At 53.9% G+C, this 22586-nt stretch carries 24 protein-coding genes and 1 pseudogene; 22 read left to right on the top strand and 3 right to left on the bottom strand.

Annotated elements, in window-relative coordinates:
* Positions 1–40: 40 nt before the first annotated feature.
* From OSB_RS13170 to OSB_RS13120, 11 genes are all read left to right on the top strand, one after another.
* Positions 41–823 (top strand): alpha/beta fold hydrolase, encoded by a 783-nt coding sequence (locus OSB_RS13170; RefSeq protein WP_049835429.1) that lies wholly within the window; start codon positions 41–43, stop codon positions 821–823.
* A gap of 403 nt (positions 824–1226) precedes the next feature.
* Positions 1227–1712, top strand: coding sequence for an OsmC family protein (locus OSB_RS13165; RefSeq protein WP_049835428.1), 486 nt, complete (start codon positions 1227–1229; stop codon positions 1710–1712).
* Between the two features lie 45 nt (positions 1713–1757).
* The gene (locus OSB_RS13160; protein WP_049835427.1) at positions 1758–2720 is read left to right on the top strand and encodes an AEC family transporter; all 963 of its coding nucleotides are present in this window, start codon (positions 1758–1760) and stop codon (positions 2718–2720) included.
* 40 nt (positions 2721–2760) lie between these two features.
* Positions 2761–3306 (top strand): tripartite tricarboxylate transporter TctB family protein, encoded by a 546-nt coding sequence (locus OSB_RS13155; protein ID WP_049835426.1) that lies wholly within the window; start codon positions 2761–2763, stop codon positions 3304–3306.
* A gap of 33 nt (positions 3307–3339) precedes the next feature.
* The gene (locus OSB_RS13150) at positions 3340–4824 is read left to right on the top strand and encodes a tripartite tricarboxylate transporter permease (RefSeq protein WP_049835425.1); all 1485 of its coding nucleotides are present in this window, start codon (positions 3340–3342) and stop codon (positions 4822–4824) included.
* Between the two features lie 60 nt (positions 4825–4884).
* On the top strand, positions 4885–5856 hold the full coding sequence (locus OSB_RS13145) for a Bug family tripartite tricarboxylate transporter substrate binding protein (protein ID WP_049835424.1): 972 nt from the start codon (positions 4885–4887) through the stop codon (positions 5854–5856).
* Between the two features lie 124 nt (positions 5857–5980).
* On the top strand, positions 5981–6421 hold the full coding sequence (locus tag OSB_RS13140) for a cupin domain-containing protein (RefSeq protein WP_200802545.1): 441 nt from the start codon (positions 5981–5983) through the stop codon (positions 6419–6421).
* Between the two features lie 125 nt (positions 6422–6546).
* Complete coding sequence (locus OSB_RS13135; RefSeq protein ID WP_049835422.1) at positions 6547–7617, top strand: Gfo/Idh/MocA family protein; 1071 nt, start codon at positions 6547–6549, stop codon at positions 7615–7617.
* A gap of 48 nt (positions 7618–7665) precedes the next feature.
* Complete coding sequence (locus OSB_RS13130) at positions 7666–8535, top strand: NAD(P)-dependent oxidoreductase (RefSeq protein WP_049835421.1); 870 nt, start codon at positions 7666–7668, stop codon at positions 8533–8535.
* A gap of 229 nt (positions 8536–8764) precedes the next feature.
* The gene (locus tag OSB_RS13125) at positions 8765–9499 is read left to right on the top strand and encodes a hypothetical protein (protein ID WP_049835420.1); all 735 of its coding nucleotides are present in this window, start codon (positions 8765–8767) and stop codon (positions 9497–9499) included.
* A 39-nt stretch (positions 9500–9538) separates the two neighbouring features.
* Positions 9539–10195 carry a carboxymuconolactone decarboxylase family protein gene (locus OSB_RS13120; protein WP_049835419.1) on the top strand — a complete coding sequence of 219 codons (657 nt, stop codon included), beginning with the start codon at positions 9539–9541 and terminating at the stop codon, positions 10193–10195.
* Between the two features lie 69 nt (positions 10196–10264).
* On the opposite strand, the pseudogene OSB_RS16900 reads toward OSB_RS13120, so the two are convergent.
* The 3 genes and pseudogenes from OSB_RS16900 to OSB_RS16925 all read right to left on the bottom strand — a co-directional run bounded on the left by OSB_RS16900 (position 10265) and on the right by OSB_RS16925 (position 12834).
* Positions 10265–10893, bottom strand: a pseudogene (locus OSB_RS16900) (Hint domain-containing protein).
* A 226-nt stretch (positions 10894–11119) separates the two neighbouring features.
* On the bottom strand, positions 11120–11725 hold the full coding sequence (locus tag OSB_RS13105; RefSeq protein ID WP_049835416.1) for a calcium-binding protein: 606 nt from the start codon (positions 11723–11725) through the stop codon (positions 11120–11122).
* 332 nt (positions 11726–12057) lie between these two features.
* A complete protein-coding gene (locus OSB_RS16925; RefSeq protein ID WP_049835415.1) occupies positions 12058–12834 on the bottom strand; it encodes an IclR family transcriptional regulator in 777 nt (258 codons plus the stop codon).
* A gap of 220 nt (positions 12835–13054) precedes the next feature.
* Between OSB_RS16925 and OSB_RS13095 the strand changes: the two genes are divergently transcribed.
* The 11 genes from OSB_RS13095 to OSB_RS13045 all read left to right on the top strand — a co-directional run bounded on the left by OSB_RS13095 (position 13055) and on the right by OSB_RS13045 (position 22498).
* The gene (locus OSB_RS13095; protein WP_049835414.1) at positions 13055–13891 is read left to right on the top strand and encodes a cyclase family protein; all 837 of its coding nucleotides are present in this window, start codon (positions 13055–13057) and stop codon (positions 13889–13891) included.
* 68 nt (positions 13892–13959) lie between these two features.
* The gene (locus tag OSB_RS13090) at positions 13960–14304 is read left to right on the top strand and encodes a cupin domain-containing protein (protein WP_049835413.1); all 345 of its coding nucleotides are present in this window, start codon (positions 13960–13962) and stop codon (positions 14302–14304) included.
* A gap of 10 nt (positions 14305–14314) precedes the next feature.
* Positions 14315–15103, top strand: coding sequence for an SDR family NAD(P)-dependent oxidoreductase (locus OSB_RS13085; RefSeq protein WP_082166531.1), 789 nt, complete (start codon positions 14315–14317; stop codon positions 15101–15103).
* 3 nt (positions 15104–15106) lie between these two features.
* Positions 15107–16042, top strand: coding sequence for a 3-hydroxyacyl-CoA dehydrogenase family protein (locus tag OSB_RS13080; protein ID WP_049835411.1), 936 nt, complete (start codon positions 15107–15109; stop codon positions 16040–16042).
* A 39-nt stretch (positions 16043–16081) separates the two neighbouring features.
* Positions 16082–17356: an ABC transporter substrate-binding protein gene (locus OSB_RS13075; RefSeq protein WP_049835410.1), complete on the top strand. Its 1275-nt coding sequence runs from the start codon at positions 16082–16084 to the stop codon at positions 17354–17356.
* Between the two features lie 61 nt (positions 17357–17417).
* Positions 17418–18146 (top strand): ABC transporter ATP-binding protein, encoded by a 729-nt coding sequence (locus tag OSB_RS13070; protein WP_049835409.1) that lies wholly within the window; start codon positions 17418–17420, stop codon positions 18144–18146.
* Positions 18139–18846: an ABC transporter ATP-binding protein gene (locus OSB_RS13065; protein ID WP_049835408.1), complete on the top strand. Its 708-nt coding sequence runs from the start codon at positions 18139–18141 to the stop codon at positions 18844–18846. Before OSB_RS13070 ends, OSB_RS13065 begins: the two co-directional genes overlap by 8 nt.
* A gap of 1 nt (position 18847) precedes the next feature.
* A complete protein-coding gene (locus OSB_RS13060; RefSeq protein ID WP_049835407.1) occupies positions 18848–19711 on the top strand; it encodes a branched-chain amino acid ABC transporter permease in 864 nt (287 codons plus the stop codon).
* Entirely contained in the window at positions 19708–20736 is a 1029-nt protein-coding gene (locus tag OSB_RS13055) for a branched-chain amino acid ABC transporter permease (RefSeq protein WP_049835406.1), read from the top strand. The genes OSB_RS13060 and OSB_RS13055 overlap by 4 nt, the downstream gene beginning before the upstream one ends.
* 2 nt (positions 20737–20738) lie before the next feature.
* Positions 20739–21677, top strand: coding sequence for a 3,5-dioxohexanoate:acetyl-CoA acetone transferase (kce, locus tag OSB_RS13050; RefSeq protein WP_049835405.1), 939 nt, complete (start codon positions 20739–20741; stop codon positions 21675–21677).
* Positions 21678–21694: 17 nt separating this feature from the next.
* Positions 21695–22498: a glutathione S-transferase family protein gene (locus OSB_RS13045; RefSeq protein WP_049835404.1), complete on the top strand. Its 804-nt coding sequence runs from the start codon at positions 21695–21697 to the stop codon at positions 22496–22498.
* The last annotated feature ends 88 nt before the right edge of the window (positions 22499–22586 follow it).

Raw genomic sequence — 22586 nt, 5'->3', positions numbered from 1 at the left:
CGCCTTCCGTTAGATTTTGGGTCAAAGGGGGCTAGCTCAGGTGACAACTCAAACTCTTCATTCTACCGTTTCGGGGCGCGAAGAAGCGCCTGCGTTGCTTTTGCTCAACAGTTTGGGTGCAACGCAAGGCATGTGGGATCAACAGCTCCCGCTGCTTGAGCAGTACTATCGTGTGATCCGATGCGACGCGCGTGGTCATGGGCAAAGTCCGACACCTGCATCACCCTTTTCTTTTGATGATTTTGTCGCGGATGCGATAGGGGTCTTGGATCAGCATAGCGTCGAAACAGCCGCAGTCATGGGTTTGTCCCTTGGTGGCATGACAGCGCTTGGTCTTGGGTTAACGGCACCGGAACGAGTCAATCGCGTGATATGTTGTGCCGCGCGTGCCGATGCGCCACTTGCATTCGTTCAGAACTGGCGCAATCGTTTGGCTATATTGGAAAGCGGTGGAATCGAAGACGTATGGGAGAGTACCGTCGGTTTTTGGTTTGGGGATGAAACCCGCCGCAGCCACCCTGAACGGGAAGTGACCTTGCGCAATAGCTTTCTCAAAACAACTGAAGAAGGCTATCGAGGGTGTGCTAATGCACTGATCGATTTGGATTATTTACGTCATTTGGGCGGCATGACCGTGCCAACGCTTTTCCTAGCAGGGGCCAATGACACTGTGGCGCCGCCCGACACGATGCGCGTTATGGCGAATGCCTGTCCTGGATCCGCGTTTTCAGTAGTGCCTGAAGCCAAACACATCATGAACCTCGATCGACCTAACAATTTTGTCGTCGCCCTCCTTGGTTTCTTGGGTCTGGATCCCAACTGACTTCACGCAACGCTTTGTCAATATCGGCGATTCAACGTGAGGTTGATCGATCATCGAGGGACTACCTATTCATACATTTAGCAGTGCTTGGTGGTGGCGCGTATTTCATTACACATGGCAAACGACTTTCCGTCGTTCAAATGTGGTTATCTGATGCTAACCCTCAGAAAAATTGAAAGAAATACGTGCCACGGACCTATCAACATTCCTGAAGGCAGCTAGGAGAAAAGAGCATTTCCATTGAAGGCTCATAGATTGCATTCTTTTTAGATCAAAGCCGTACTCCTGGGGAGGTGAGCGCGCTTTAGTGGGGGATTTCAGAGGCTTGCATGCGCAATTCACTCTCGCCCGTCGCTATTCATCTTTCCCATACAAAGCGAACAAACGCGTTTAGGAAGCAAATATGTCGACCGTCAAAGAGAAGCCGATTTGGAAATTCACCGTCACTGGGCGTCAAACTTCTAACACGCAATCCGTCGCGGAGGCCCGTGGCAAGAGCGCGATTATCGATGAGCCGATCCAGCGAGGCGGCACCGATGAAGGTCCTATGCCGGTTGAGTATGTGTTCATGGGGCTCGTGGGATGTACCCATGTGATTTCTAATAAACTTGCCGCTGCAAATGGCATTACGTTCACGTCGATGGATATCGATATCTCCGTTACAATGGACAGCCACGGCACCCGTTTGATCAACCCGATCGATGTTCCGTTCCCGTCTGTTACGTTGAATATCAATGCAGAATTTGATGGTCCTCGCGAAGGCGCTGTAAAGGTTTCTGAGGTCCTGCGTGAGTACTGTGCTGTTTCGAAAATGTTGCAAGAGTCCGGTACCGTTGTGTTCGAAAACTGGACGCTGAACGGCGAAACCGTTCCGCAGGTTCAAGGGTGAAGTGAATGCTCCGACCCAGCCTAACTCTCATAAGGACTGCCCGTCATGCTGATGCAGATGGTAGAAATCCTAGGTCCGATCAGCATCATCACGCTGATCGGGTTTTTGATGGGGCGTTCGTCGGTCGGGCTGGAAACGCGCACACTCAGTACTGTGGTCATCTTGGTCGCAACGCCAGCGTTGATCTTTCATACGTTAATCTCGATGCAGGTGACGCCGGACACGATCAGGACCATGGGCGGGGCTGCGCTTGTGTGCATTTCGGTGTCCGGGCTTTTGGGGCTCGCTGCACTTCTTTGGCTGGGTGGTCCGATACGCAGCTTCCTTCCAGCTTTGATGATGCCGAATTCGGGAAATATGGGCCTACCGCTGGTGGTCTTGGCCTTCGGTCCCGACGGGCTGCGCTTGGGGATCGCGTATTTCTTCGTCGTCGCACTGATGCAGCATACGCTGGGCATGTGGATCTATTCGGGAAGCATCAACCCAAAAACGTTGCTACGCCAACCGCTCATCTATTCAGTACTAGCCGTATTGGTCGTGACATTTACGGGCGTTCCGGTTCCTTCCGTCATTTTGGTGGCAACAGATTTGCTGGGCGGCATGATGATACCCGCAATGTTGATGCTGCTTGGCGCATCGCTTGCGACGCTCGAGGTCGCCGATCTGCGCCCTGCGCTGTTGGTTGCCCTGGGCAGATTGCTTTTCGGCCTCGCGTCCGCGTTCATGGCGATTACGATCCTCGGATTGCAAGGACCGGTCGCAGGTATCGTGTTCTTGTTGTCGACTATGCCGACGGCGATCGTGATTTACGTTTTCGCCGAGAGGTTTCAACAGAACGCCAAACAAGTGGCAGGGTCTGTCGTGGTCTCGACCGCTCTAACGTTCATTTGTCTGCCCTTGCTCGTCTGGGCAGCGCTGACAATTTCAAGCGAAACTGGAGCTGCCGCGAGGGGGGCTCCGCACTCACAAACCGAAACATTCACCGACAGCACAAGGTTCGGGCACTAATGAAAAACACCGTACGTTCAACTTTCGAAGGAGGCATCTTGTGAGCAACAAAAACCTCTTCAAGTCGCCCGAAGTTAAGATGCTCGTCGTCTTATTCCTCGGTGCAGTATTGTCGCTAGTCTTCTTGTCGTTTCTGGTTGCTGAACCCAAAGCGCTGTTTGGACGGTCGCTTTCGGCGATTGCACCGACGCTCTTTCCTGGCATCGTTTTGTTCTTGATGGCCGTCATGTGTGGAATCGAGTTCTTTATGATCCGCGCTGGCACTGTGGCTGAACCCGAAGAGGGCATGAGCCGTCCAGAATGGGTACGTGCAGCGATGCTCTTTGGGACATTGACGCTTTTTGCTCTCACGATGCAGCCTTTCGGTTTCTTGATTTCAACCGCAATCGCAACGACGCTGATCTCGCTTCAAATGGGTGCGCGATCACCGATCCAGATCGCGCTTGTGGCGATAGTTGGACCTGTGGCGCTCTATTTGGCTGCCACACAGTTGCTGGCGGTTTCGTTACCTGAACTCAACTCAATCGAACTGTTTTATTCCCGCGTTCTATCGCTGCTTTCCGGCGGCACTGGAGCGGGCGAATGATCATCAATAACACCAAGACCAAGGGCACTAATAATGTTTGAAATGTTCGCTGAAGGCTTTGCGATGGCAATGCGCCTCGACACGATGGCGCTGATGAGCATCGGCCTTTTCGCCGGAATGCTCGTTGGTTCTTTGCCTGGGTTTACGACCTTGATGGCAATGGCGATCCTGTTGCCCATCTCCTTTTTCCTTGAGCCAATCGTTGGCATTCCATTCCTATTGGGCATCTACAAAGGCGGCATTTTTGGAGGCAGTGTTCCCGCGATCTTGATCTCAATGCCGGGCACAGGTGCTGCGGTGGCGACATCGCGTGATGGCTATAAGCTCACCCAACAGGGCAAATCGCGCAAAGCGCTTGATATGGCGCTGTTCGCGTCAGTCTGGGGCGATACGTCGAGTGATATGTTCACCATTATCATGATGTTCCCGATCGCCGTTTTGGTTATGCAATTCGGGCCGCCCGAACTGTTTGCCGTGCTGTTGATGAGCCTCGTGATTATTGCCGCTACTTCAGGTTCTAACCCGCTTAAAAGCTTGATCATGATGATGTTCGGCCTGTGGCTGTCCTTTATCGGGACTGACCCACTTGGTGGTGTCGAACGCTTTACCTTTGGCCTGTTTGAGCTGAAGTCAGGCATTCCATTGCTGCCAATGTTGATCGGTGTGTTTGCTTTGCCAGAAGTGGCGTCTGTCATCATCCGCAATGAAAAGAGCCGCAAGTTGGCAGCGCTTGTCGGCGAGCGTCTGACATTCGCTGAATTCCGCCGCTGCCTTAAGACCATCTGCCGTTCAACGGCAATTGGTACAGGTGTCGGAATTGTACCTGGCTTGGGGCAGATCGTTGCCGCCATGATGGGGTACTCCGCAGCGAAGAACGCCTCTGATCATCCAGAAACATTTGGCGAAGGCGAGCTGGAAGGCGTCGCTGCAGCGGAGGCCGCAAACAACGCGGTAAATGGCCCGACAATGGTGCCACTGCTGACACTTGGCATTCCGGGCGACAACGTGACGGCGATCTTACTGGGGGCATTTGTGGCACAAGGCCTGCGCCCCGGACCTCAATTGTTTGAAGAGCAGGGCGCGACCGTATTCGCGATCCTCGTTGCGATGGTCATTGCTAACCTGCTTTTCCTCGTCATCGGATACCTATCCATTCCGATGTTCTCGCGACTGGTGACGATCAAGACATCGATCCTCATCCCGCTGGTGATCATGTTTGCCTTTGCAGGAACCTATGTGTTCCGTTCCGACGCAAACGACCTGCTGATCCTCGTTGCTTTTGGGGTGTTCGGGATCATCGCTAAGTCGGCAAGGTTTGATGTGATGCCCATGGTGATGGGCTTCATCTTAGGGCCATCGATGGAGTACGCCTTCGGCCAGACCGCGGCCATGTCGGGCGGTAATCCGGTCGGGTTCTTCGTTACGGAACGAATTGGCGCGCTGGCTGTTCTGCTCGCCACCCCCGTTATTGGCTACCTGCTGTGGAAACGTCTCTACGGCTCACCCAAGACGACATAAACGAATTGTCGCGGCGCAGGGAGGCGCCGCGGCAAATGCTACCAACTAAGGGAGAAGACTATGTTTACGACTTTTGCTAAGAAATCGCTGGCTGTGCTGGCTGTCACAGGGACCGCGATTGCGGCGTCCATGTCACCCGCACTTGCGGAATACCCTGAAAAGCCGATCACGATGGTGATCCCGCTTGGTGCGGGTGGTTCGCATGACCTAAACGCGCGTGTTATCACGTCCATCATTCCAACCTACCTTGAGCAGGCGATGATCGTCCGTTTGACGCCAGGTGCGGGTGGGCAGAAAGGCACACAAGAAGTCGCGAATGCGCCTGCTGACGGCTACACGCTTTTGTTCACGCACAACTACATCGACATGCTGCAACAGCACGTAGAAACGCTGCCATATGATCCGGCAGAAGATTTCGTAACTGTTGCACGTGTGAACTTTGCACCGATCGCTGTGGCCGTGCTTGCTGACAGCCCTTACCAGACCATGGACGATTTGATTGAGGCGTCCAAGGCGGATCCAGGTGGCATTCAGATGGCGCATTCGGGGAACTGGGGCGCGCTGTTTGTGCCGGCCGCACAGATGATGAAATCGCTTGGTATGGAATGGAACCTTGTACCGTACCAAGGTGGCGGGCCAGCTCTTCAGGCACTGCTTAGCGGCGACGCTGATGTAACGATGGGTTTCCCTTCCTCGCTGTCCAGCCACATCGATGCTGGCACGGTTCGCATTCTTGCAACGGCAGGCCCTGAACGCATCTACGACGACATCCCAACGTTCACCGAAGTTGGCGTAGAAGGCGACATTGGCTTCATGCACCGCGTGGTTCTTGCACCTGCTGATACACCGGAAGATGTTCTTGCGACGTTGAGCGAAGCATTTGTTGCGCTGGGCGAAGACCGGACGTTCACACGCATGATGGGCCGTCTTGGTGAAAACATCGAGATTATCACTGGTGCTGAATACGACGCGATGCGTGCTGAACAAAGCGTTGCATACGAAGCGTTGGTTGCAGACCTGACTTCGCAATAAGGGTCGATCTGAAGTCCTTGAAAACGCCGGGCTTCGTGTCCGGCGTTTTTGCGTCTTCGACCATTGGATCGGCATGAATTATCGTGCCAGAATGAGTACGCTTTAAAACAGATGAGAGGACTAGATGATGACGTCTCAAACACCTGAAAGCACACAGAAAGATGCGACCGGAACGATCGTTCTCTACGAAGAGATCACCCCGTTCGCACGTGGTGACAAAGTCGAAACGCGCCTGATGGTGGGCCGCAGAACCGACCCACAGGCCCCGTTCACAACCGGTACGACCGTTTTTCCCGCAGGCAGCGCAGCCCCATTGCATACGCACAATTGCGCTGAACAGGTTACGATACTGTCAGGTGAGGCCGAGGCAATGGTTGGTGGCGAGGTCATGACGCTAGGCGCACTAGACACCAGCTTTGTTCCAGCCAACGTCCCGCATTACTTTCGCAACATTGGCGACGGGCCGCTGTCGATCTTGTGGATCTATGGCGCACGCGAGGTAACGCGAACGTTTACCGAAACCGGAGAAACCGTCGCCCATATGTCGCCACGTGATCAAGTTTGAATGTTAGGTTTCTCGTTCACACAAAGGGATCAGGAGATCACATAGCAAGTATCAGCAAAGCTTGTTTGCTCGGATAACGACGTATTTATACAAATCATCAATACCTTAGACAGGATGGAATAAAAATGAGACAGGTTGAAGTCGCCGTGATCGGCACAGGTTGGTGCGGTGGAATGCGAGCGGAGTCGCTGGCAAAGTCGGCACTCGTCGACAAGCTTCATATCTGTGAGATTAACCCTGAAAGAATGGCTGAGGTCAAAGAACTGACCAATCCCGCGTCCGCGACGGCCGACTATCAGGACATCATCCGCAATCCCGCGATCGAGATTGTCTACATCTCGACAACGCCGGAACCGACCCATTACCCGATTGCACGTGACTGCCTGAAGGCGGGCAAACACGTGCTGCTGGAAAAGCCCATCGCGATGGAACTGTCCGAGGCTGATGACTTGATCAACATCGCAGAGGCGAACGGCGTGAAGTTCACCATCGGCTATTCGCAGCGCTTCAACCCCAAGATCGCTTGGGCCAAGAAGGCGATTTCTGAGGGTAAGCTGGGCAAAATCGTAAATGTCATGGTCAGCCGCCACCTGTCACGCACCCTTGGTGAACGTATCGCGGGACGTGTAAAGCTGTCCCCCGCGGCGATGGAATCCACCCACGATTTGGATTTCGTTTACTGGTTGCTCGGCGCGAAACCGACGAAAGTTTATTCGCAAGGCGCCTACGGCTTCATGGAAGAACTTAACGGGTCTTATGACTGCATGTGGAACACCGTGAACATGGATAACGGTTCGCTTGTCATTGTTGGTGGCGGTTGGAACTTGCCACCCAGCTACCCGAACTATTGCGCCACTTGGATTGAGATTACAGGCACCGAAGGGTCCCTCGTTCTTGACGACACCTCGCGTGATAACTGGTTGAACCTTGCAGACGGCGGAACACAGTTTCCAATGTCGACCATGCCTGGTGAGCACGTGGATCACATGTATGCGGGACAGATGGGGCCAGAGACACTGCACTTCCTTGAATCTGTTTTGTTGGATCGCGAACCGCTTGTTTCCGCTGAACACGCACGCATGGTAATGGAAAGCTACCTTGCGGCCGACATCTCCGCCGAGATTGGCGAGCCCGTTAGCCTGCCGCTTTCCAATAGCTCATTGGCCAAGCTGGCCGATATGAAAGCGGCGCAGTAACATTCAATGGTGGGCATCGCTTTGATGCCCATCCACAATCGGTGACCCATGACGGACACGCTTCAAACAATCGGGATATTCGGGCTCGGGCTGATCGGCAGCGCGGTTGCCCGCCGATTGATTGGGGCAGGGCACATCGTTCACGGATTTGATCCCGACCCTGCACGCAGCGTTGCGCTGGAAAATCTTGGTGGAAAGCCCTGTTCTGCCACGCAGGTCTGGGACGCTGACGTGATATTCTCGTGCGTTTTCGATACCGACCAACTGGCCGCTGTTATTGAAATGGCCCCCAATGCTGAAAAAGTTCTGGTATCGGTAAGTACCTGTGATCCTGACCAGATGCGGGGCTTGGCCGATGCCGCTGCCAAACGTGGCGTCGTTTTGATAGAAGCGCCGATTTCTGGAACAAGCCGCGCGTTGAGCAACGGGGATGTTTTATTGCTGGTCGCTGGCGATGAAGGCACCGTTGAACAAATCGCCCCGATCCTGGCTGCTATGTCGCGCCAGTACATGCATGTCGGCGCAATCGGTAACGGCAATCGCGCGAAACTGGCGATTAACCTTGTTCTTGGGTTGAACCGTGCGGCACTCGCCGAAGGGTTGGTCTACGCAGAAGCGCTGGGACTGGCCCCGAACGATTTTTTAGACATCGCGAAAGCATCCGCAGCCCAATCGGCCGTGATGAACACCAAAGGCCAGATGATGGCGCAGCGTGAGTTCGCAGCCCAAGGGCGGATCGCGCAATCTGCCAAGGACTTTACCCTAATACGTGATGGGGCCGCTGCCATCGGGCAAGGTTTGCCGTTCACAGAAACCTATCTGGCGATGATGCATGACGCGATTGAGAAGGGCGAAGGAGACTTGGACAATTCCGCGGTCTTATTGCCGATCGCAAGAACGCGCCCGAAAGGCGACTGACGTCTACATTTAGACCTAGCGTTGCGATCAGTTCCGCCATCATAGATATTGATATTCGCCAGTAGGAACATTGCTTTCAAGCTGCCGAGAACGCCTGATACGCTATTTTCAATGACCGAAAGCCCGCCAGTGGTGCGTCTGTTGCAGCGTGGCGAATGGCTACAGAAATGTCATTCGCGGTTCAAGAAGTAGCCTAAACTAGGCGTATTCAACAAAGTGGAGATCCGAATTGGGAGAAGTCTTAAAGGCGGAGTGGTTCGATCTGAACGAAAGCTCACGCGACGGATTTTGCGCGTGGCTGCACAATGAATACCTCCCCGCTGTTCAGGCGACTCAAGGCGTTGGATGGGTTGGCCACTACGAGATCGTCCCTATTCCACATAAACCTTACATCGAAGGCGCGCCGTGGCGAAAAGAGACCACGGATCCATCCATTCCAACGGGCTGGGAAAACGTAATTCTAACCGCTGGCATGTCGCCAGAAGTCTTCTTTGGCCTTGATAATGGTCTTGATGAACTGACTGCAGACAACGCTGAAAAACTGTCCACCCGCGAAAATTACCGGAGCGCGGTTTTCATTGAAGAGCAAGTGATCAATGCGCCGGACCAACGCAAGTCGCCCTATGGCATGGGTCCGCCACCGGCGATGCAGCTTGGCAACTACAACACCAACGCACCCGAAGATGAAGAAGAGCTCGCGCGGTGGTATCGCGCCGAACGATTTGCACGGGTGTCAGTAACCGAGGGCATGATCCGTGGCCGTAAGATGATTTCGATGTCGGGATGGCCGAAGCATGGTGTCCTTTGGGAGTTCACTGACTTGCCCGAGGGTGACAGCAGTTTTGAACATCGTTTCGTCGCTGCTGATCGCGACGAAAACTGGGAGGGACGGCACGTCCTTGAATACGTAACGCACGCCGTAGGCAGTCCGCATGCCGGACGTCGCGTTTGGCCGAAAGTCTAACTTTGCAAAGATCGCAATGAATTTTATGGGAGGAATACAATGTCACAACGCCTAACTGGACTAAGCCACGAAGAAGCGACCGGAACCACCAAAATGGTCTATGAAGGCTCGGATCGCTTTCTAGGTCGTACCGCTAATCTTCAACGCATCTTGGGGACGCATAGCCCTTATATTGCCCGTTGGTTTGGCGGCTTCGTCGCTGCTGTGCGCCAACCTGATCTTGGTGCCACGACAGACCCGCGGTTGCGCGGTCTTGCCAGCATCAAAACATCGATGGTCAATGCCTGTGAATACTGCACGGCGCACACTTCGGTCTTTGGGCAGGGGCTTGGCATTTCAGACGAAGAGCTCGAAGCGATGATGACCGACGCTTACAAGACAAGCCCGCTGTTTGATGAACGCGATCGCGCAGCTATCGCTTGGGCTGAAGCTATGACAAACAACACCGCGCAACGTGACAAGAACGTCTGGGAAGTTATGAAGGCGAATTTTACGGAAGCGGAAATTGTCGAGATTTCACTGGCGGCTGGGATGTTCAACATGATCAACCGCTTGAACGACAGTTTTTGGACAACGCTTGAGTCTCCTGAGCACAACAAAAGGCAATGGAATGCTGTTGAAGGCCTGTCTGTCGATGAAATCGAAGCCTTTGCTGGCAAGTTTGCTGAAGTGGGCGCAGCTGAACGCAAAGTGTAACACTCCACGCGCTCACGCATTTTCCAACGAGGCGGCCGTTTCGGGCCGCCTTTATTGTTTAGATATGGGTCAGACAAAAAGCGCTTCTTCGACCAAACGACCATCGAGGCTAGCGAGCCCTCCAACTTTCGCAATTTCGCGCATTTCCTTACGCGACAAAACCGGTTCAGCGCGCGAACCGTATGCTTGTTCGACGGGGCAATCGAGTAGGTCCGGGATCACAGCATACAGTTTTAAACGATTTAGAATGGGGAGCATCTGCAACGCCACCGGACCGGGGTAAAAACTCTCGCTTGGGATGTCGTTCGAGATCAGGGTCGCATGTTGATCCAGTAAAACATGGACGTAGGTTATCCGTCGAAGGCCGCGTGCAAATAAGGCCAAGCGTGTCTCTAGCGGAAGGTGCTTTGCCCACACATAGATATTCGCACCGGTCTGACTGTTCCGCATAAGAAAGTAGTGTTGTGGAGAGACTATCAGGGGCGGGCATTGCCTATGGTGCCCGATTTGATGCGCACAGGCGCTGTGTTTTCGGGCAAGGCAGCACTGCCACCCAAGTCCGAGGAGGCAATCCAGCGAACGGGTTCCGAACCTAATTCAAGTGTTGTGACCAGATCGCCAGGGCGAAGGGTTTCGACAGGACGATCACCATCTGGCGTTCGAATGAGGGTGCCAAGCTTGAAGCAAGGCACTCCCATCGAAACCAGCGTTGCGGGGGGAATGCTTGCAGGCGCGACACCGCCTAATGTGATGCTTTCACCGTTTGGAAACGTCAGAACTGCGTTGCCTGACCCATCGTCGCTGACTGTGACATCGGACGAGGTGACCGGATCTCCAACACCGTTTGTCGACGCTGAGACATCCAGCTGATCGTTGGTGAACCCTTCGGAGTCGCTGTCACCTAAATCGAAGCCGATAACAGTGTCATGCCCGGAACCGTCGCCATAGATAAACACGTCGTCGCCCGCGCGCACCGCTCAACCAATCGTTGCCGGTGCCGCCATAAATCGAGTCGTTCCGTGAAACGCCGATGATTGAGTCATTGCCACCATCACCAAAAAGCGTGTTCGTGCCACTCCCCGTGGTCCAAGAACCAATTAGGTCGCCGCCATTGCCAGCGTAAGCCGTATCGTTGCCGTCGCCGAACTGAATGGTGTCGTCATCGCCGTCCCAGCCATTCACAGCGTCCCCATTGGCATCGATGTAACCTGCGCCGATATCATCGCTACCAGATGTCCCGTCAACGATGCCGTTTGGAGCGGAAAACGGCGGGGGCGAAATCGTTGAGGCTGAGGAAAGGGTATTAACAACACCGAGATCTGGAACGAAATAGACATTGTCATCATCCCCGAGCCAGTACTGACCTGCTTCAACCGTATTGGTGTAGGGGGTCCCGCCTGCGGTGCCAGACCAGCTCCATTGGCCGGCACCTATCGCCAAAACGCTAGTAAACGTGATGGGGCCACCGCTGATCGCGTCGCCTGCGTTCAGATTGCTGTCACCCAGCGTGACAAAATATCCAGTTGGCATCTCAGGTTCTCCACTGTCGCCTCGATGGGCGATTTTTGTTCGTGGGTTTTCCATCGATTCGAATGATTTACGCTAAACTCGCTTATCGAAGTAACCTTAAGTTGCTTCAAATCAGTTGATTTGCTTCGCCGGCTAACGCAAATCTGTTTCGTATTTTAACGGTTTAGCTTTTAACGTCTGCGCTCTGTCTGTCGTCTGGGACTTGCGTGTTTCTGATTTGGACGGGGTAAATCGGCAGATCGCGACTTTGTCGTCACAGAGCCTCAGCTTAGGTCTGATGGTTGCTCCTACGGTTCGAGCCCGTTGGCGACTGCGGTGTCCTTGTCTAGGACCTAGCCAATTTTAGGTTTGCCACGCGCCATCATGTCTCTGACGTTCATTTGCGTCGCTCGAATTGCTTGCTCGATCTGGACGATTTCACGAGAGAAGCGCGAAGTCGGTACGGGCACGGATATCGCATGCAAACTGCCAATCCAATCTTCGAAGGCGAACCCGATCGCGCTGATACCTTCCGAATGTTCGTCATCATCATGTGCGATACCGTTTTCGGCAATTTCATCTAATATCTTGTTCAGTTTGGCGACGTCGGGCTCGATGTTTTGGCGGGCCCACTCTTGACCGGCAAGTTTCAACGCATTCTTGCGAGGAAGCATCGCGAGACATGCTCGGCCATTTGCCGTGGTCGTGACCGGGAAGACTTCCCCAACGGAGGAAATCGCACGAAGACGATGGGTGCCTGGCACTTGGTCGAGGAATATCATCTTGTCATCCCTCAAAACCGACAAGTCAGCGGTTTCACCGGTTGCCTGTGACAATTCCGACAGCAGAATTCGGCAGTGCTCAACGATGTTGTAGCGGGTGGATTCCGCCAGTGCGCCGAGTTCCGGCCCAAGTCTAAGCCCACGACCAGATGCATCGGCAATCACAAAACGTTCATTCTGGAGTGCCGCCACGATTCGTTGAACTGTGGATCGGGGTAAATCGACCGATGTCGCGATCTGGCCGAGGCTCATGCCGTCAGGCTGGTCTTTCAGTGCACGGAGAATCGCTGCCGCTCGGGCAATCACTTGAATTCCGGACTTATTATTTTCGTTTTTATCCAGCGGCATGGAAAATCCCCGTAAATCTCTGGGTTCTGTAACACTCTGAAACTACTGCCTTGTCAAGACACGAGCCCACATAGCGATACAGAAGTACCGTATCGTGAATTTATTATTGACGTAAAGCGCGACAATATGTTCTAGTTTTGGGGACGGGATCGGGAGGAACCATCCTGACAATCTAATTTCAATAACGTTGCTGCGGCAGCGAACGGAGGAGTTTTATCTAATGGTCGAGATCCGCGGCATCGAGTTTCAAGCAAACACCGACAACGACATGGGACTGGAGTTTGTAAACCTGAGTCACCGGTTTGGGTATCAGTGCCCGAACTGGCCCTACTTCGATGATGTTCATATCGAACGTAAACACTACATGGCCAAATCCGGCGTTCTGTCTCAGACGATGACACATACGATGCACGTCACCACACACATCGACGCGCCTGCGCATGTGGTTCAAGGCACACCGTTCATCGATGAAGTTCCGCTGCCACACTTCTTTGGTTCGGGCCTTGTCGTATCTATCCCCAAGAAAAAGTGGGAAAAAATTACGGGCGACGATCTTGAAAAGGCCTGTGGTCATGCGATCCGCAAGGGCGATGTTTTGATCATCAATACCGGTTGGCATAAGCAATACGAAGACGGTGACTACTTCGCATATTGCCCTGGTCTCGTGCAGTCCGCTGCTGATTGGATGGTCGAAAAAGGCGTTAAGGTTGTTGGGCACGATACGCAGGCCAATGATCACCCGCTTGCCACTGCTATCGGACCTCAGCGCAATGGCCCAATCATGCCACACCTCGAAGCTGAGTATCTTGAGTGGTCCGGTGGCGTTCCTTGGGAGGTTGATTTCCCTGAGTGGGAACCGGTTCACAACACGCTTTTCAAGGCAGGTATCCTTGGCATCGAGAATGTCGGCGGTGATCTGGATTCCGTTACCGGTCGACGTGTGACCTTTGCGTTCTTCCCATGGAATTGGGACCGTGGAGACGGCTGTATCATTCGTTTGGTTGCGATGGCCGACAAAGGGCAGGACTACCGCATCGAAGCTGGCGAAAAATTCTAGAACCAAGATTGCTGCCCCTTAAGCGGAGGGGCGGCACGCCATTCGCATTAACTGCTGGGATGAGAAAAATGCACCTCAAACGTTTCCAAGACGCGCAGCCTTATGTTGCGCCCAATCATTTCGAATGCCACGGGCTACGCTTGCAAGGTTTCGAAGAAGGTGGACCAACCAATCAATGGATCGGGTTTAGCCAGTTTCTGCCTGGTGGCGGAGCTGGTCCAGATTCCACGCCGTTCGAAAAGGTCTACGTCATGCTTGAGGGCGAGATGACTGTGATCGTCGATGATGTTGAGACGGTCATGGGTAAGTACGACAGTTGCACCATCCCCGCCGGAGAGGTTCGCAAGATAGAGAACCGCAGCAACGAAACGGCCAAAATGCTGGTCGTCATTCCTTACCCACCGGAGACTTAAGATGAACGTGATGCAAAATCCCCTTTCGATGTTCGACGTGAAAGACAACGTCGCCCTGATAACCGGCGCTTCTGGTGCGTTCGGTATGGTCGCAGCGCGCATTCTGGCGGGCGCCGGAGCCAAGCTGGTTCTGGTTGCGGGCAATCAAGCAGCACTGGATGAAATTTCAGAAGAGTGTCGTGGCATGGGCGCTGATGTGACTGCGATCAACACCCGCCCGACCGATGAAGCGATCTGCGCCGATTTGGTCGCGCAAGCTGTCAAAGCTTATGGTCAGCTCGACATCCTTGTTGTCGCATCCGGCATGAACAAAGTGGCGCTGATCAATGACATGCCACCTGAAGATTTCAACGCAGTGATGGATGCGAACGTCACGCAGACATGGTTGTTGTCACGTGCGGCGGCTGGGCAAATGAAAGAACAAGGTAAGGGCGGTAAAATCGTTCTGGTGTCTTCTGCGCGCGGCCTTTTGGGGCATCCAGCGGGTTACACTGCTTATTGCACGTCTAAGTCTGCAACCGACGGTTTGACCAAAGCACTCGGTTGTGAGTTGGGCCCAACGGGTATCACCGTAAATGCGATTGCCCCGACCGTTTTCCGTTCGCCGCTTACCGCGTGGATGTTTGAGGACACGCCGGAAGCAACCAAAGTCCGCGATGGATTTCTATCGCGTGTTCCCAAGGGGCGGTTGGGTGAGCCCGAAGACCTTGCAGGGCCACTTCTGTTCCTCGCGTCTAAAGCATCTGACTTTTACACAGGGCATATTCTCTATGCCGACGGCGGATACACGGCGGGCTAATTGATGAAAAAGAACCGTCAAATAGCAGTTATTGGCGCTGGCCTCATGGGGCACGGCATCGCGCTTACGCTGGCGCGTAGCGGACAATACGTCAGGATCACGGATCCCGTCGTCGAGGCGCGCTCGACCGTGTCACAGCGGATCATGGATAGTTTGAAGGGGCTTGGGGAATCTGATGAACGGATCGCCAAAATCTTGAAAAAGATCGAGATTTCAGGCTCAACCGGTGCGGCAGTGAAAGACGCGGAAGTGGTGTTTGAAGCGGCTCCGGAAAAACTGGACTTGAAGCGTAAGATCTTCGCTGAAATCGAAGAACATGCGCCAGAGAACTGCACGCTGGCTTCCAATACATCGGTAATGCCGATCACCGAAATCATGAGCGAACTGCGGCTTAAGAAACGCGCGCTGGGAACTCATTGGTGGAACCCGCCGCATTTAATTCCACTGGTCGAGGTTGTCAGTACCGAGTGGACAGATGACGCAGTTGCAGACGATATGATGGATTTGCTGGCAGATGCGGGAAAAACACCTGTGCGCGTCCGGAAAGACGTACCTGGTTTCATCGGTAATCGCCTGCAACACGCGCTGTGGCGCGAAGCGATAAGCCTCGTTGAAAACGGCATTTGCGATGCTGAATCCGTGGATACAGTGATCAAAGCCAGCTTCGGACGGCGGCTTGCAGTGCTTGGTCCGCTAGAAAATGCGGATTTGGTTGGCACTGATCTGACGCTCGATATTCATGAGAACGTGCTTTTCGATTTGGAAAGCCGGAAGGGCCCATCGCCCTACCTTGAACAGCTCGTCGAGGAGGGACGGTTGGGCATGAAATCTGGTGAGGGTTTCCGCAATTGGACGCCTCAGACAGCTGATGATGTACGCAACCGTGTGGCGCGGCATCTCAATCGACTTGAGGATATTTTGCCGAAGAAGGGCGACTGAAGAAGCGGCCATACCGGCCGATTTAGGGAGGAAGATCAAATGAAAAGAACACCTTGGACACGCCGTGGTTTTATTGCCGGTGCCACCACAACGTTGGCTGCACCTGCGATCTTGTCATCAACACGGGCCTACGCCCAAACTCGCACCTTGCGAGTCGGTCACGTGAGCCCACAGACAGGGCCTTTGGCCGCGTTTGCGGAGGCCGATGAGTTCATTCTGCAAGGCGTCGTGGATGCTTTTGCAGGTGGGATCGAAAACAACGGCACCGCGTGGAACATCGAGATTATTTCAAAGGACAGCCAATCGAACCCGAACCGCGCAGCAGAAGTTGCGGCGGACCTTATCCTAGATGACGAGGTTGATATCATCGTTGCGGCATCCACGCCCGACACAGTTAACCCTGTCGCGGATCAGGCTGAGATTAACGAGGTTCCCTGCATTAGCACCGATTGTCCTTGGCAGCCCTACTTCTTTGGCCGCAATGGCGTTCCAGGCGAAGGTTTCCAAAGCACGTACCACTTCTTCTTCGGGATCGAAGACTGGATCGGCGCGACGCTTGGCATGTGGAGCCAAGTCGACGTTGGCACACAAGTCGCTGGAATGTTCCCGAATGACGCGGATGGAAACGCATTTGGTGATGCCCAGAACGGTCTACCACCAGCAATGACCGCCGCCGGATACAACATTACCGATCCTGGTCGTTACCAACCCCTATCGGATGATTTCTCGAACCAGATTGCAGCCTTCAAAGAGGCTGGTTGCACGATCGTAACAGGCAACATGATCCCTCCTGACTTTGCGACGTTCTGGGGCCAATGTGCGCAACAAGGGTTTAACCCAAAGATCGTGACAATCGGGAAAGCATTGCTGTTCCCGTCCGTCATCGAAAGCCTTGGCGACCGTGGCGATGGTTTGACAACCGAGGTTTGGTGGTCACCAGATCATCCGTACTCGTCGTCTCTGACTGGGGTTAGCGCACGCGAACTGACAGACGGGTTCACAGCGTCGACAGGGCGCCCTTGGACACAACCGATTGGGTTCAAACATGCGTTGTTCGAAGTCGTCGCCGATGTGGTGCGCCGTGCCGAGGATCTTGAAGATCCAGCAGCAATCGTTTCGGCGATCGCGTCCACGAACCTCGATACAATGGTTGGTAACGTGAACTGGGACAACGGCCCGATCAACAACGTCACCAAAACGCCACTTGTTGCAGGTCAGTGGCAGAAGGAAGGCGACGGTTTTGATTTGAAGATCGTAGGCAATGCTGGCCAACCCGATATCGCCCTGACAGGTGAATTGAAGCTTCTTTCCTAAAAGAAGAACATCCAACCGCGCCCAAACGAGGCGCGGTTGGAAACATAACGACGAGGGAACGATGACGGCAATTCTTCAACTAGACCGAGTGTCTAAATCTTTCGGGGCGGTTACCGTTGCCGATGACCTGAGTTTTGGTGTCGAAGCCGGAGAAGCGCTTGGTGTTATTGGCCCGAATGGGGCCGGTAAGACGTCTATGTTCAATCTGATCACTGGAACGCTGAAACCCAACTCCGGCACTGTGCACTTCGACGGGCAGAATGTTACACCGATGAGCGCGGCAAAACGTTGCCGTTCTGGGATGGCCCGCAGCTTTCAGGTACCACAACCTTTTTCGGGGATGACCGTCTTTGAAAACGCGATGATCGCTGCGACTCAAGCGGCTGGCTTGTCTGGTCATGTTGCGGAAGAATTTTGCCTTGAGGTCTTGGAACAAACCGAACTGCTCGATCGCGCGAATACGTTGGCAGGTGGTCTTACGCTACTGGGCCGCAAGCGATTGGAACTAACACGTGCGCTCTGCGCCAAACCCAAGTTGCTGATGCTGGACGAGATCGCCGGTGGCCTAACGGAGGCGGAATGCACCTCGCTGGTGCAAACAATCAAAGACATCCACGCAAGCGGCGTGACGATCATTTGGATCGAGCACGTCGTTCACGCGTTACTCGCCGTCGTGGACCGTCTGATCGTCATCGATTTTGGCAAGAAAATCGCCGAGGGCGAACCGCACGCTATCATGCAAAGCCCTGAAGTTCAGGAGATTTATCTTGGGATTGAAGCCGATGTCTGAACCCAGTTTGCAAATCAACGGCCTTGAGGCCCATTATGGGGACTTTCAAGCTCTATTCGGGATCGATCTCGAAGTCGCCGAGGGCGAGGTTCTCGCGATTATTGGGGCGAACGGCGCGGGCAAGACGACCCTTTTACGCTCGATTTCTGGACTAAACAGCAATGAAGCTGAAATGGTTAAATACCGAAGCGAGCCTGTTGGCGCGTTGCGGGCAGACCAGATTGCGGAGAGGGGCATCGCGTTGGTGCCAGAAGGTCGACAGTTATTTCCCTCGTTGTCAGTCGAGGAGAACCTGATCATCGGTGGTCAAATTGGCCGCAAGGGCCCGTGGTCTTTGCAGGCAATCTACAAACTGTTCCCGATCTTGAAAGAGCGCCGTGCGCAGCAGTCAACGTCGCTGTCAGGTGGCCAACAACAGATGGTCGCGATTGGCCGGGCTTTGATGTCGAACCCTGATTTGATCCTGTTCGACGAGATCAGCCTCGGCCTTGCTCCAATCATCATCAAAGACATCTACGACGCGCTTCCCGGTATCATCGGCGAAGGTATGAGTGCGCTGATCGTGGAGCAAGACATCTCGAAGGCGCTGGCTGTTTCAAGTCGATTTTACTGTCTTCAGGAAGGCCACGTCTCGTTGAGCGGGCCTTCGGCAACAGTCGCCCGTGAAGACATTTCGCGCGCCTATTTCGGAGTAGAATAACATGGATTGGGTAAATGCAGTTGTTCAAGGGATTTTGCTGGGTGGGCTCTATGCGCTTTTCGCGGCAGGACTGTCGTTGATTTTTGGTGTGATGCGTTTGGTCAACATCGCGCATGGCGACATGATCGTGCTTGGGGCCTATCTCGGGTTGAGCGTTACAGCCGTCTTGGGCATTCATCCTTTGCTGGCACTCTTTATTGTTGTGCCTTGCATGGCGATCATCGGCTACGTTTTGCAACGTGGGATATTGAACCAAACGCTGGGCGGGGACCTTCTTCCACCTTTGCTGGTTACCTTTGGATTGTCGGTTATCTTGCAGAACGCATTACTCGAGATTTACACAGCAGACCCTCAAAAGATGAACGCTGGCGCGCTTGAAACGGCCAGTGTTCCGATTGGCGGGTTGTCTTTGGGCCTTTTGCCTCTCCTGACGTTCGCGATGGCGGTCGTTGTGATCGCTTCGCTCCAGTGGACATTTTACCGGACCGCGCTTGGTCGAGCGTTCCGCGCGACTTCAGACAACCAGGAAATCGCTCAGCTCATGGGGTTGAACAAGCGGCACATCTTTGGGTTGGCGATGGCGTTAGCCTTAGGCGTGACGGCGATTGCTGGCATCATGCTCGGCATACGCACAAGTTTTGATCCGTCCGTCGGCGGTGGGCGGCTCATCTTTGGCTTTGAAGCTGTCATCATCGGTGGATTGGGTAACCTTTGGGGGACGCTTGCTGGGGGTGTAATCTTGGGAGTGGCGCAAACGATCGGTGCGAAGATTGATCCGGGCTGGCAACTGCTCGCGGGTCACCTTGTGTTCCTTGCAATTTTAGCTGTGCGGCCCAACGGCCTTTTCCCGAGGATAAGCGGATGAACCTTTCGGACTATCATGTAACCCGTACTTCGCGCGCGACCAAGATCGCTGCTGTTCTCGGCCTGCTAATTTTGGTTGTTTTGATCGCAGCACCTCTGTGGGCAGGCCGCGCTGATATGCGACTTTTGGGGGAATTGTTCCTTTATCTCGCACTGGCTAGTTTATGGAATTTGATGGCAGGTTATGCTGGCCTCGTATCCGTTGGGCAACAAGCCTATGTCGGGTTTGGTGGCTACATGCTTTTCGCACTTACGATCTTTGGTGGGCTGCATCCGATCGGAGCCATTCTTGTTGCTGGCGTTCTAGGCGCTTTAATTGCAGTGCCTGTCGCGCTGCTTATTTTCCGGCTACGCGGCGCCTATTTCGCGATTGGCACATGGGTCATCGCCGAAGTTTTCCGGCTTTCGTTTGCGCAGATCAGTTCGCTCGGCGGTGGGTCAGGCTCGTCCCTTCCTGCGGGAATTGTGAAATCCTTGTCCGAGTCCCGTTCCGGTCGCGAACATCTTAGCTACTGGCTTGCGCTTGGGGCGGCAGTTATTGTGATTGTTGCCGTGTACCTGTTCCTGCGCTCGCGCAATGGGCTGGCGTTAACGGCTATTCGCGACAATGAACTGGCGGCGGGATCGCTCGGGATCGACATCTGGCGCACAAAGTTCATCGTATACGTTGTGACCGCAGCCCTCACAGCAATGGTTGGCGCGCTCATTTTTCTGCAAAAGTTGCGTATCTCGCCCGATGCTGCGTTTTCGGTGAATGATTGGACGGCCTTTGTCATTTTCATCGTTGTGATCGGCGGGATTGGCACGATCGAAGGGCCGATCATCGGCACGCTAATTTTCTTTGCACTTCGTGAATCACTGGCTGATCTTGGAACGATTTATCTCATGGTGCTGGGGGTCGTGGCGATTTTAATCATGCTCAAGGCCCCGAATGGGATTTGGGGCCTCGTGCGGGGCCGTTTCGATCTCGAACTGTTCCCGCTTAGCTTTCGTGTCAAGAAATCAAATTCGTCAAAAGGAGCCTAACCATGGCCAAGAAGCAAAAGACAATCATCACTTGCGCGGTCACGGGGGCAATTCATACGCCAACGATGTCAGACGCACTGCCTTATACCTATGACGATATTGCACAGCAGGCCTTGGAAGCTGCCGAAGCGGGCGCATCTATCTTGCACCTTCACGCGCGTGACAACGAAACCGGTGCACCCTCGGTCGCGATTGACGATTTCGCGCCGTTCTTGCCGCGCATTAAGCAGGCGACAGATGCAGTTGTGAATATTTCGACTGGCGGGTCACTAACGTTGTCGATTCAGGACCGGATCAATCCCGCCAAGACGTTCTCGCCAGAGATGTGTTCGATGAACATGGGCTCAATGAACTTTTCGTTCCACCCGCTCGCTGGGCGCTATAAAGACGATGATTGGAAGTTTGACTGGGAAAAGGATTACGTCGAGAATTCTGACGGCAATATCTTCCGCAACACGTTCAGGGATATCAAAGAGGCCGCCGAAACCCTCGCCCCGCACGACGTCAAGTTCGAACATGAGTGCTATGACGTCGGCCACCTTTATAACCTGAAATTCTGTATGGATATCGGATTGTTCAAAGCGCCGGTTTTCATCCAGTTTATCTTTGGCATCCTGGGTGGTATCGGGCCGGAGATCGACAATCTGGTGTTCATGAAACGCACTGCCGACCGTCTTTTTGGCGATGACTACCGTTGGTCGGTCCTTGGGGCAGGCGGGTCTCAGATGACACTGGGAACGACAGCCAGCCAGATGGGTGGCAACGTACGTGTGGGTCTCGAAGACAGCCTGTTCATCTCACGCGGCAAGCTCGCTGAAAGCAATGCGCAACAAGTCGCCAAGATCCGTCGCATCGTTGAAGATTTGGGGTGTGAGGTAGCTACGCCAGATGAGGCGCGGGAAATTCTTGACCTCAAGGGTGGCGATCGGGTCGCGTTCTAGGCAAAACGGGTGAGAAAATGCCACAGATACAAACACTCAACAGCACGCTCACGGGTCTAACGGAACTGCATTTATGGCACGCACCGCTATCGAGTTGCTCGCAGCGGGTTCGCTTGGTCTTGGCTGAACTTGGCCGCACCTACGAGAGCCATTTGGTTAACCTAGAGGCAGGCGAGCACGCGACAGAGGAGTATCAGGCGATCCATCCCAAAGGGGTCGTTCCTGCGCTTGTTGATGATGGCAAACTTTATATCGAGTCCGTTGATATCATTCAGCATCTGGGTGGAAAAAATGATGATTTGATGGCCGCTGACGCTGATCTGCTTGCCCTTGCGGATGGCGTACAACTGGATCTGAAGCTGCTCACATTCGAGTTTCTATTTCGCGGCGCACCGCCCGCGGACCTGGATCGCGGGCGCGCTTTTCAGGAGAACCACAAGAATGCTTGGCTGCGTCAGTTTTATCTCGATTTTCAGGCTGGTTTCGAACGCGATCGGGTCGACTTCGCAGTGCGTCGAACTGATGCCGCATTGAAGGTGCTTGAGGCCCGGCTAGCTGACGGACGTCCTTATCTTTCGGGCGACGTTTTCTCGCTGTCGGATATCGCATGGGTTCCTATTATCCATCGTTATGGATTGATGGGTTGGCCCTATGAGGCAGTTCCAAATCTGACCTCGTGGTTTGCGCGGGTGAAAGCGCGGCCAAGCTATGACGAAGCCTTGCTTTCATGGCAGCCGAAAGAAGTTCAAAACGCGTTTGACGACTACACCATGAAGCGTTGCGAAGAGGGCACCGGCATTCGCGCCTTTGGAGGTTTGTAAGAATGATTGGGAACCGATTGGTCTTGCGCGCCCCAATTTTGGGTGGATCATGCTCGATTGGTTGGGCCTTCGTGTGCACGAAAATGAG

Source organism: Octadecabacter temperatus, assembly GCF_001187845.1.
GTDB lineage: Bacteria > Pseudomonadota > Alphaproteobacteria > Rhodobacterales > Rhodobacteraceae > Octadecabacter > Octadecabacter temperatus.
This window is presented reverse-complemented; position numbering and strand designations above follow the sequence as displayed.

Bases quoted from the DNA above. Each gene is read 5' to 3' on its own strand.
- OSB_RS13075 (WP_049835410.1), top strand. From the start codon at position 16,082: ATGAAAAGAACACCTTGGACACGCCGTGGTTTTATTGCCGGTGCCACC.
- OSB_RS13060 (WP_049835407.1), top strand. From the start codon at position 18,848: ATGGATTGGGTAAATGCAGTTGTTCAAGGGATTTTGCTGGGTGGGCTC.
- OSB_RS16925 (WP_049835415.1), bottom strand. From the start codon at position 12,834: ATGCCGCTGGATAAAAACGAAAATAATAAGTCCGGAATTCAAGTGATT.
- OSB_RS13045 (WP_049835404.1), top strand. From the start codon at position 21,695: ATGCCACAGATACAAACACTCAACAGCACGCTCACGGGTCTAACGGAA.
- OSB_RS13070 (WP_049835409.1), top strand. From the start codon at position 17,418: ATGACGGCAATTCTTCAACTAGACCGAGTGTCTAAATCTTTCGGGGCG.
- OSB_RS13145 (WP_049835424.1), top strand. From the start codon at position 4,885: ATGTTTACGACTTTTGCTAAGAAATCGCTGGCTGTGCTGGCTGTCACA.
- OSB_RS13165 (WP_049835428.1), top strand. From the start codon at position 1,227: ATGTCGACCGTCAAAGAGAAGCCGATTTGGAAATTCACCGTCACTGGG.
- OSB_RS13160 (WP_049835427.1), top strand. From the start codon at position 1,758: ATGCTGATGCAGATGGTAGAAATCCTAGGTCCGATCAGCATCATCACG.
- OSB_RS13055 (WP_049835406.1), top strand. From the start codon at position 19,708: ATGAACCTTTCGGACTATCATGTAACCCGTACTTCGCGCGCGACCAAG.
- kce (WP_049835405.1), top strand. From the start codon at position 20,739: ATGGCCAAGAAGCAAAAGACAATCATCACTTGCGCGGTCACGGGGGCA.
- OSB_RS13105 (WP_049835416.1), bottom strand. From the start codon at position 11,725: ATGCCAACTGGATATTTTGTCACGCTGGGTGACAGCAATCTGAACGCA.
- OSB_RS13080 (WP_049835411.1), top strand. From the start codon at position 15,107: ATGAAAAAGAACCGTCAAATAGCAGTTATTGGCGCTGGCCTCATGGGG.
- OSB_RS13135 (WP_049835422.1), top strand. From the start codon at position 6,547: ATGAGACAGGTTGAAGTCGCCGTGATCGGCACAGGTTGGTGCGGTGGA.
- OSB_RS13130 (WP_049835421.1), top strand. From the start codon at position 7,666: ATGACGGACACGCTTCAAACAATCGGGATATTCGGGCTCGGGCTGATC.
- OSB_RS13120 (WP_049835419.1), top strand. From the start codon at position 9,539: ATGTCACAACGCCTAACTGGACTAAGCCACGAAGAAGCGACCGGAACC.
- OSB_RS13090 (WP_049835413.1), top strand. From the start codon at position 13,960: ATGCACCTCAAACGTTTCCAAGACGCGCAGCCTTATGTTGCGCCCAAT.
- OSB_RS13065 (WP_049835408.1), top strand. From the start codon at position 18,139: ATGTCTGAACCCAGTTTGCAAATCAACGGCCTTGAGGCCCATTATGGG.
- OSB_RS13095 (WP_049835414.1), top strand. From the start codon at position 13,055: ATGGTCGAGATCCGCGGCATCGAGTTTCAAGCAAACACCGACAACGAC.
- OSB_RS13085 (WP_082166531.1), top strand. From the start codon at position 14,315: ATGCAAAATCCCCTTTCGATGTTCGACGTGAAAGACAACGTCGCCCTG.
- OSB_RS13150 (WP_049835425.1), top strand. From the start codon at position 3,340: ATGTTTGAAATGTTCGCTGAAGGCTTTGCGATGGCAATGCGCCTCGAC.
- OSB_RS13140 (WP_200802545.1), top strand. From the start codon at position 5,981: ATGATGACGTCTCAAACACCTGAAAGCACACAGAAAGATGCGACCGGA.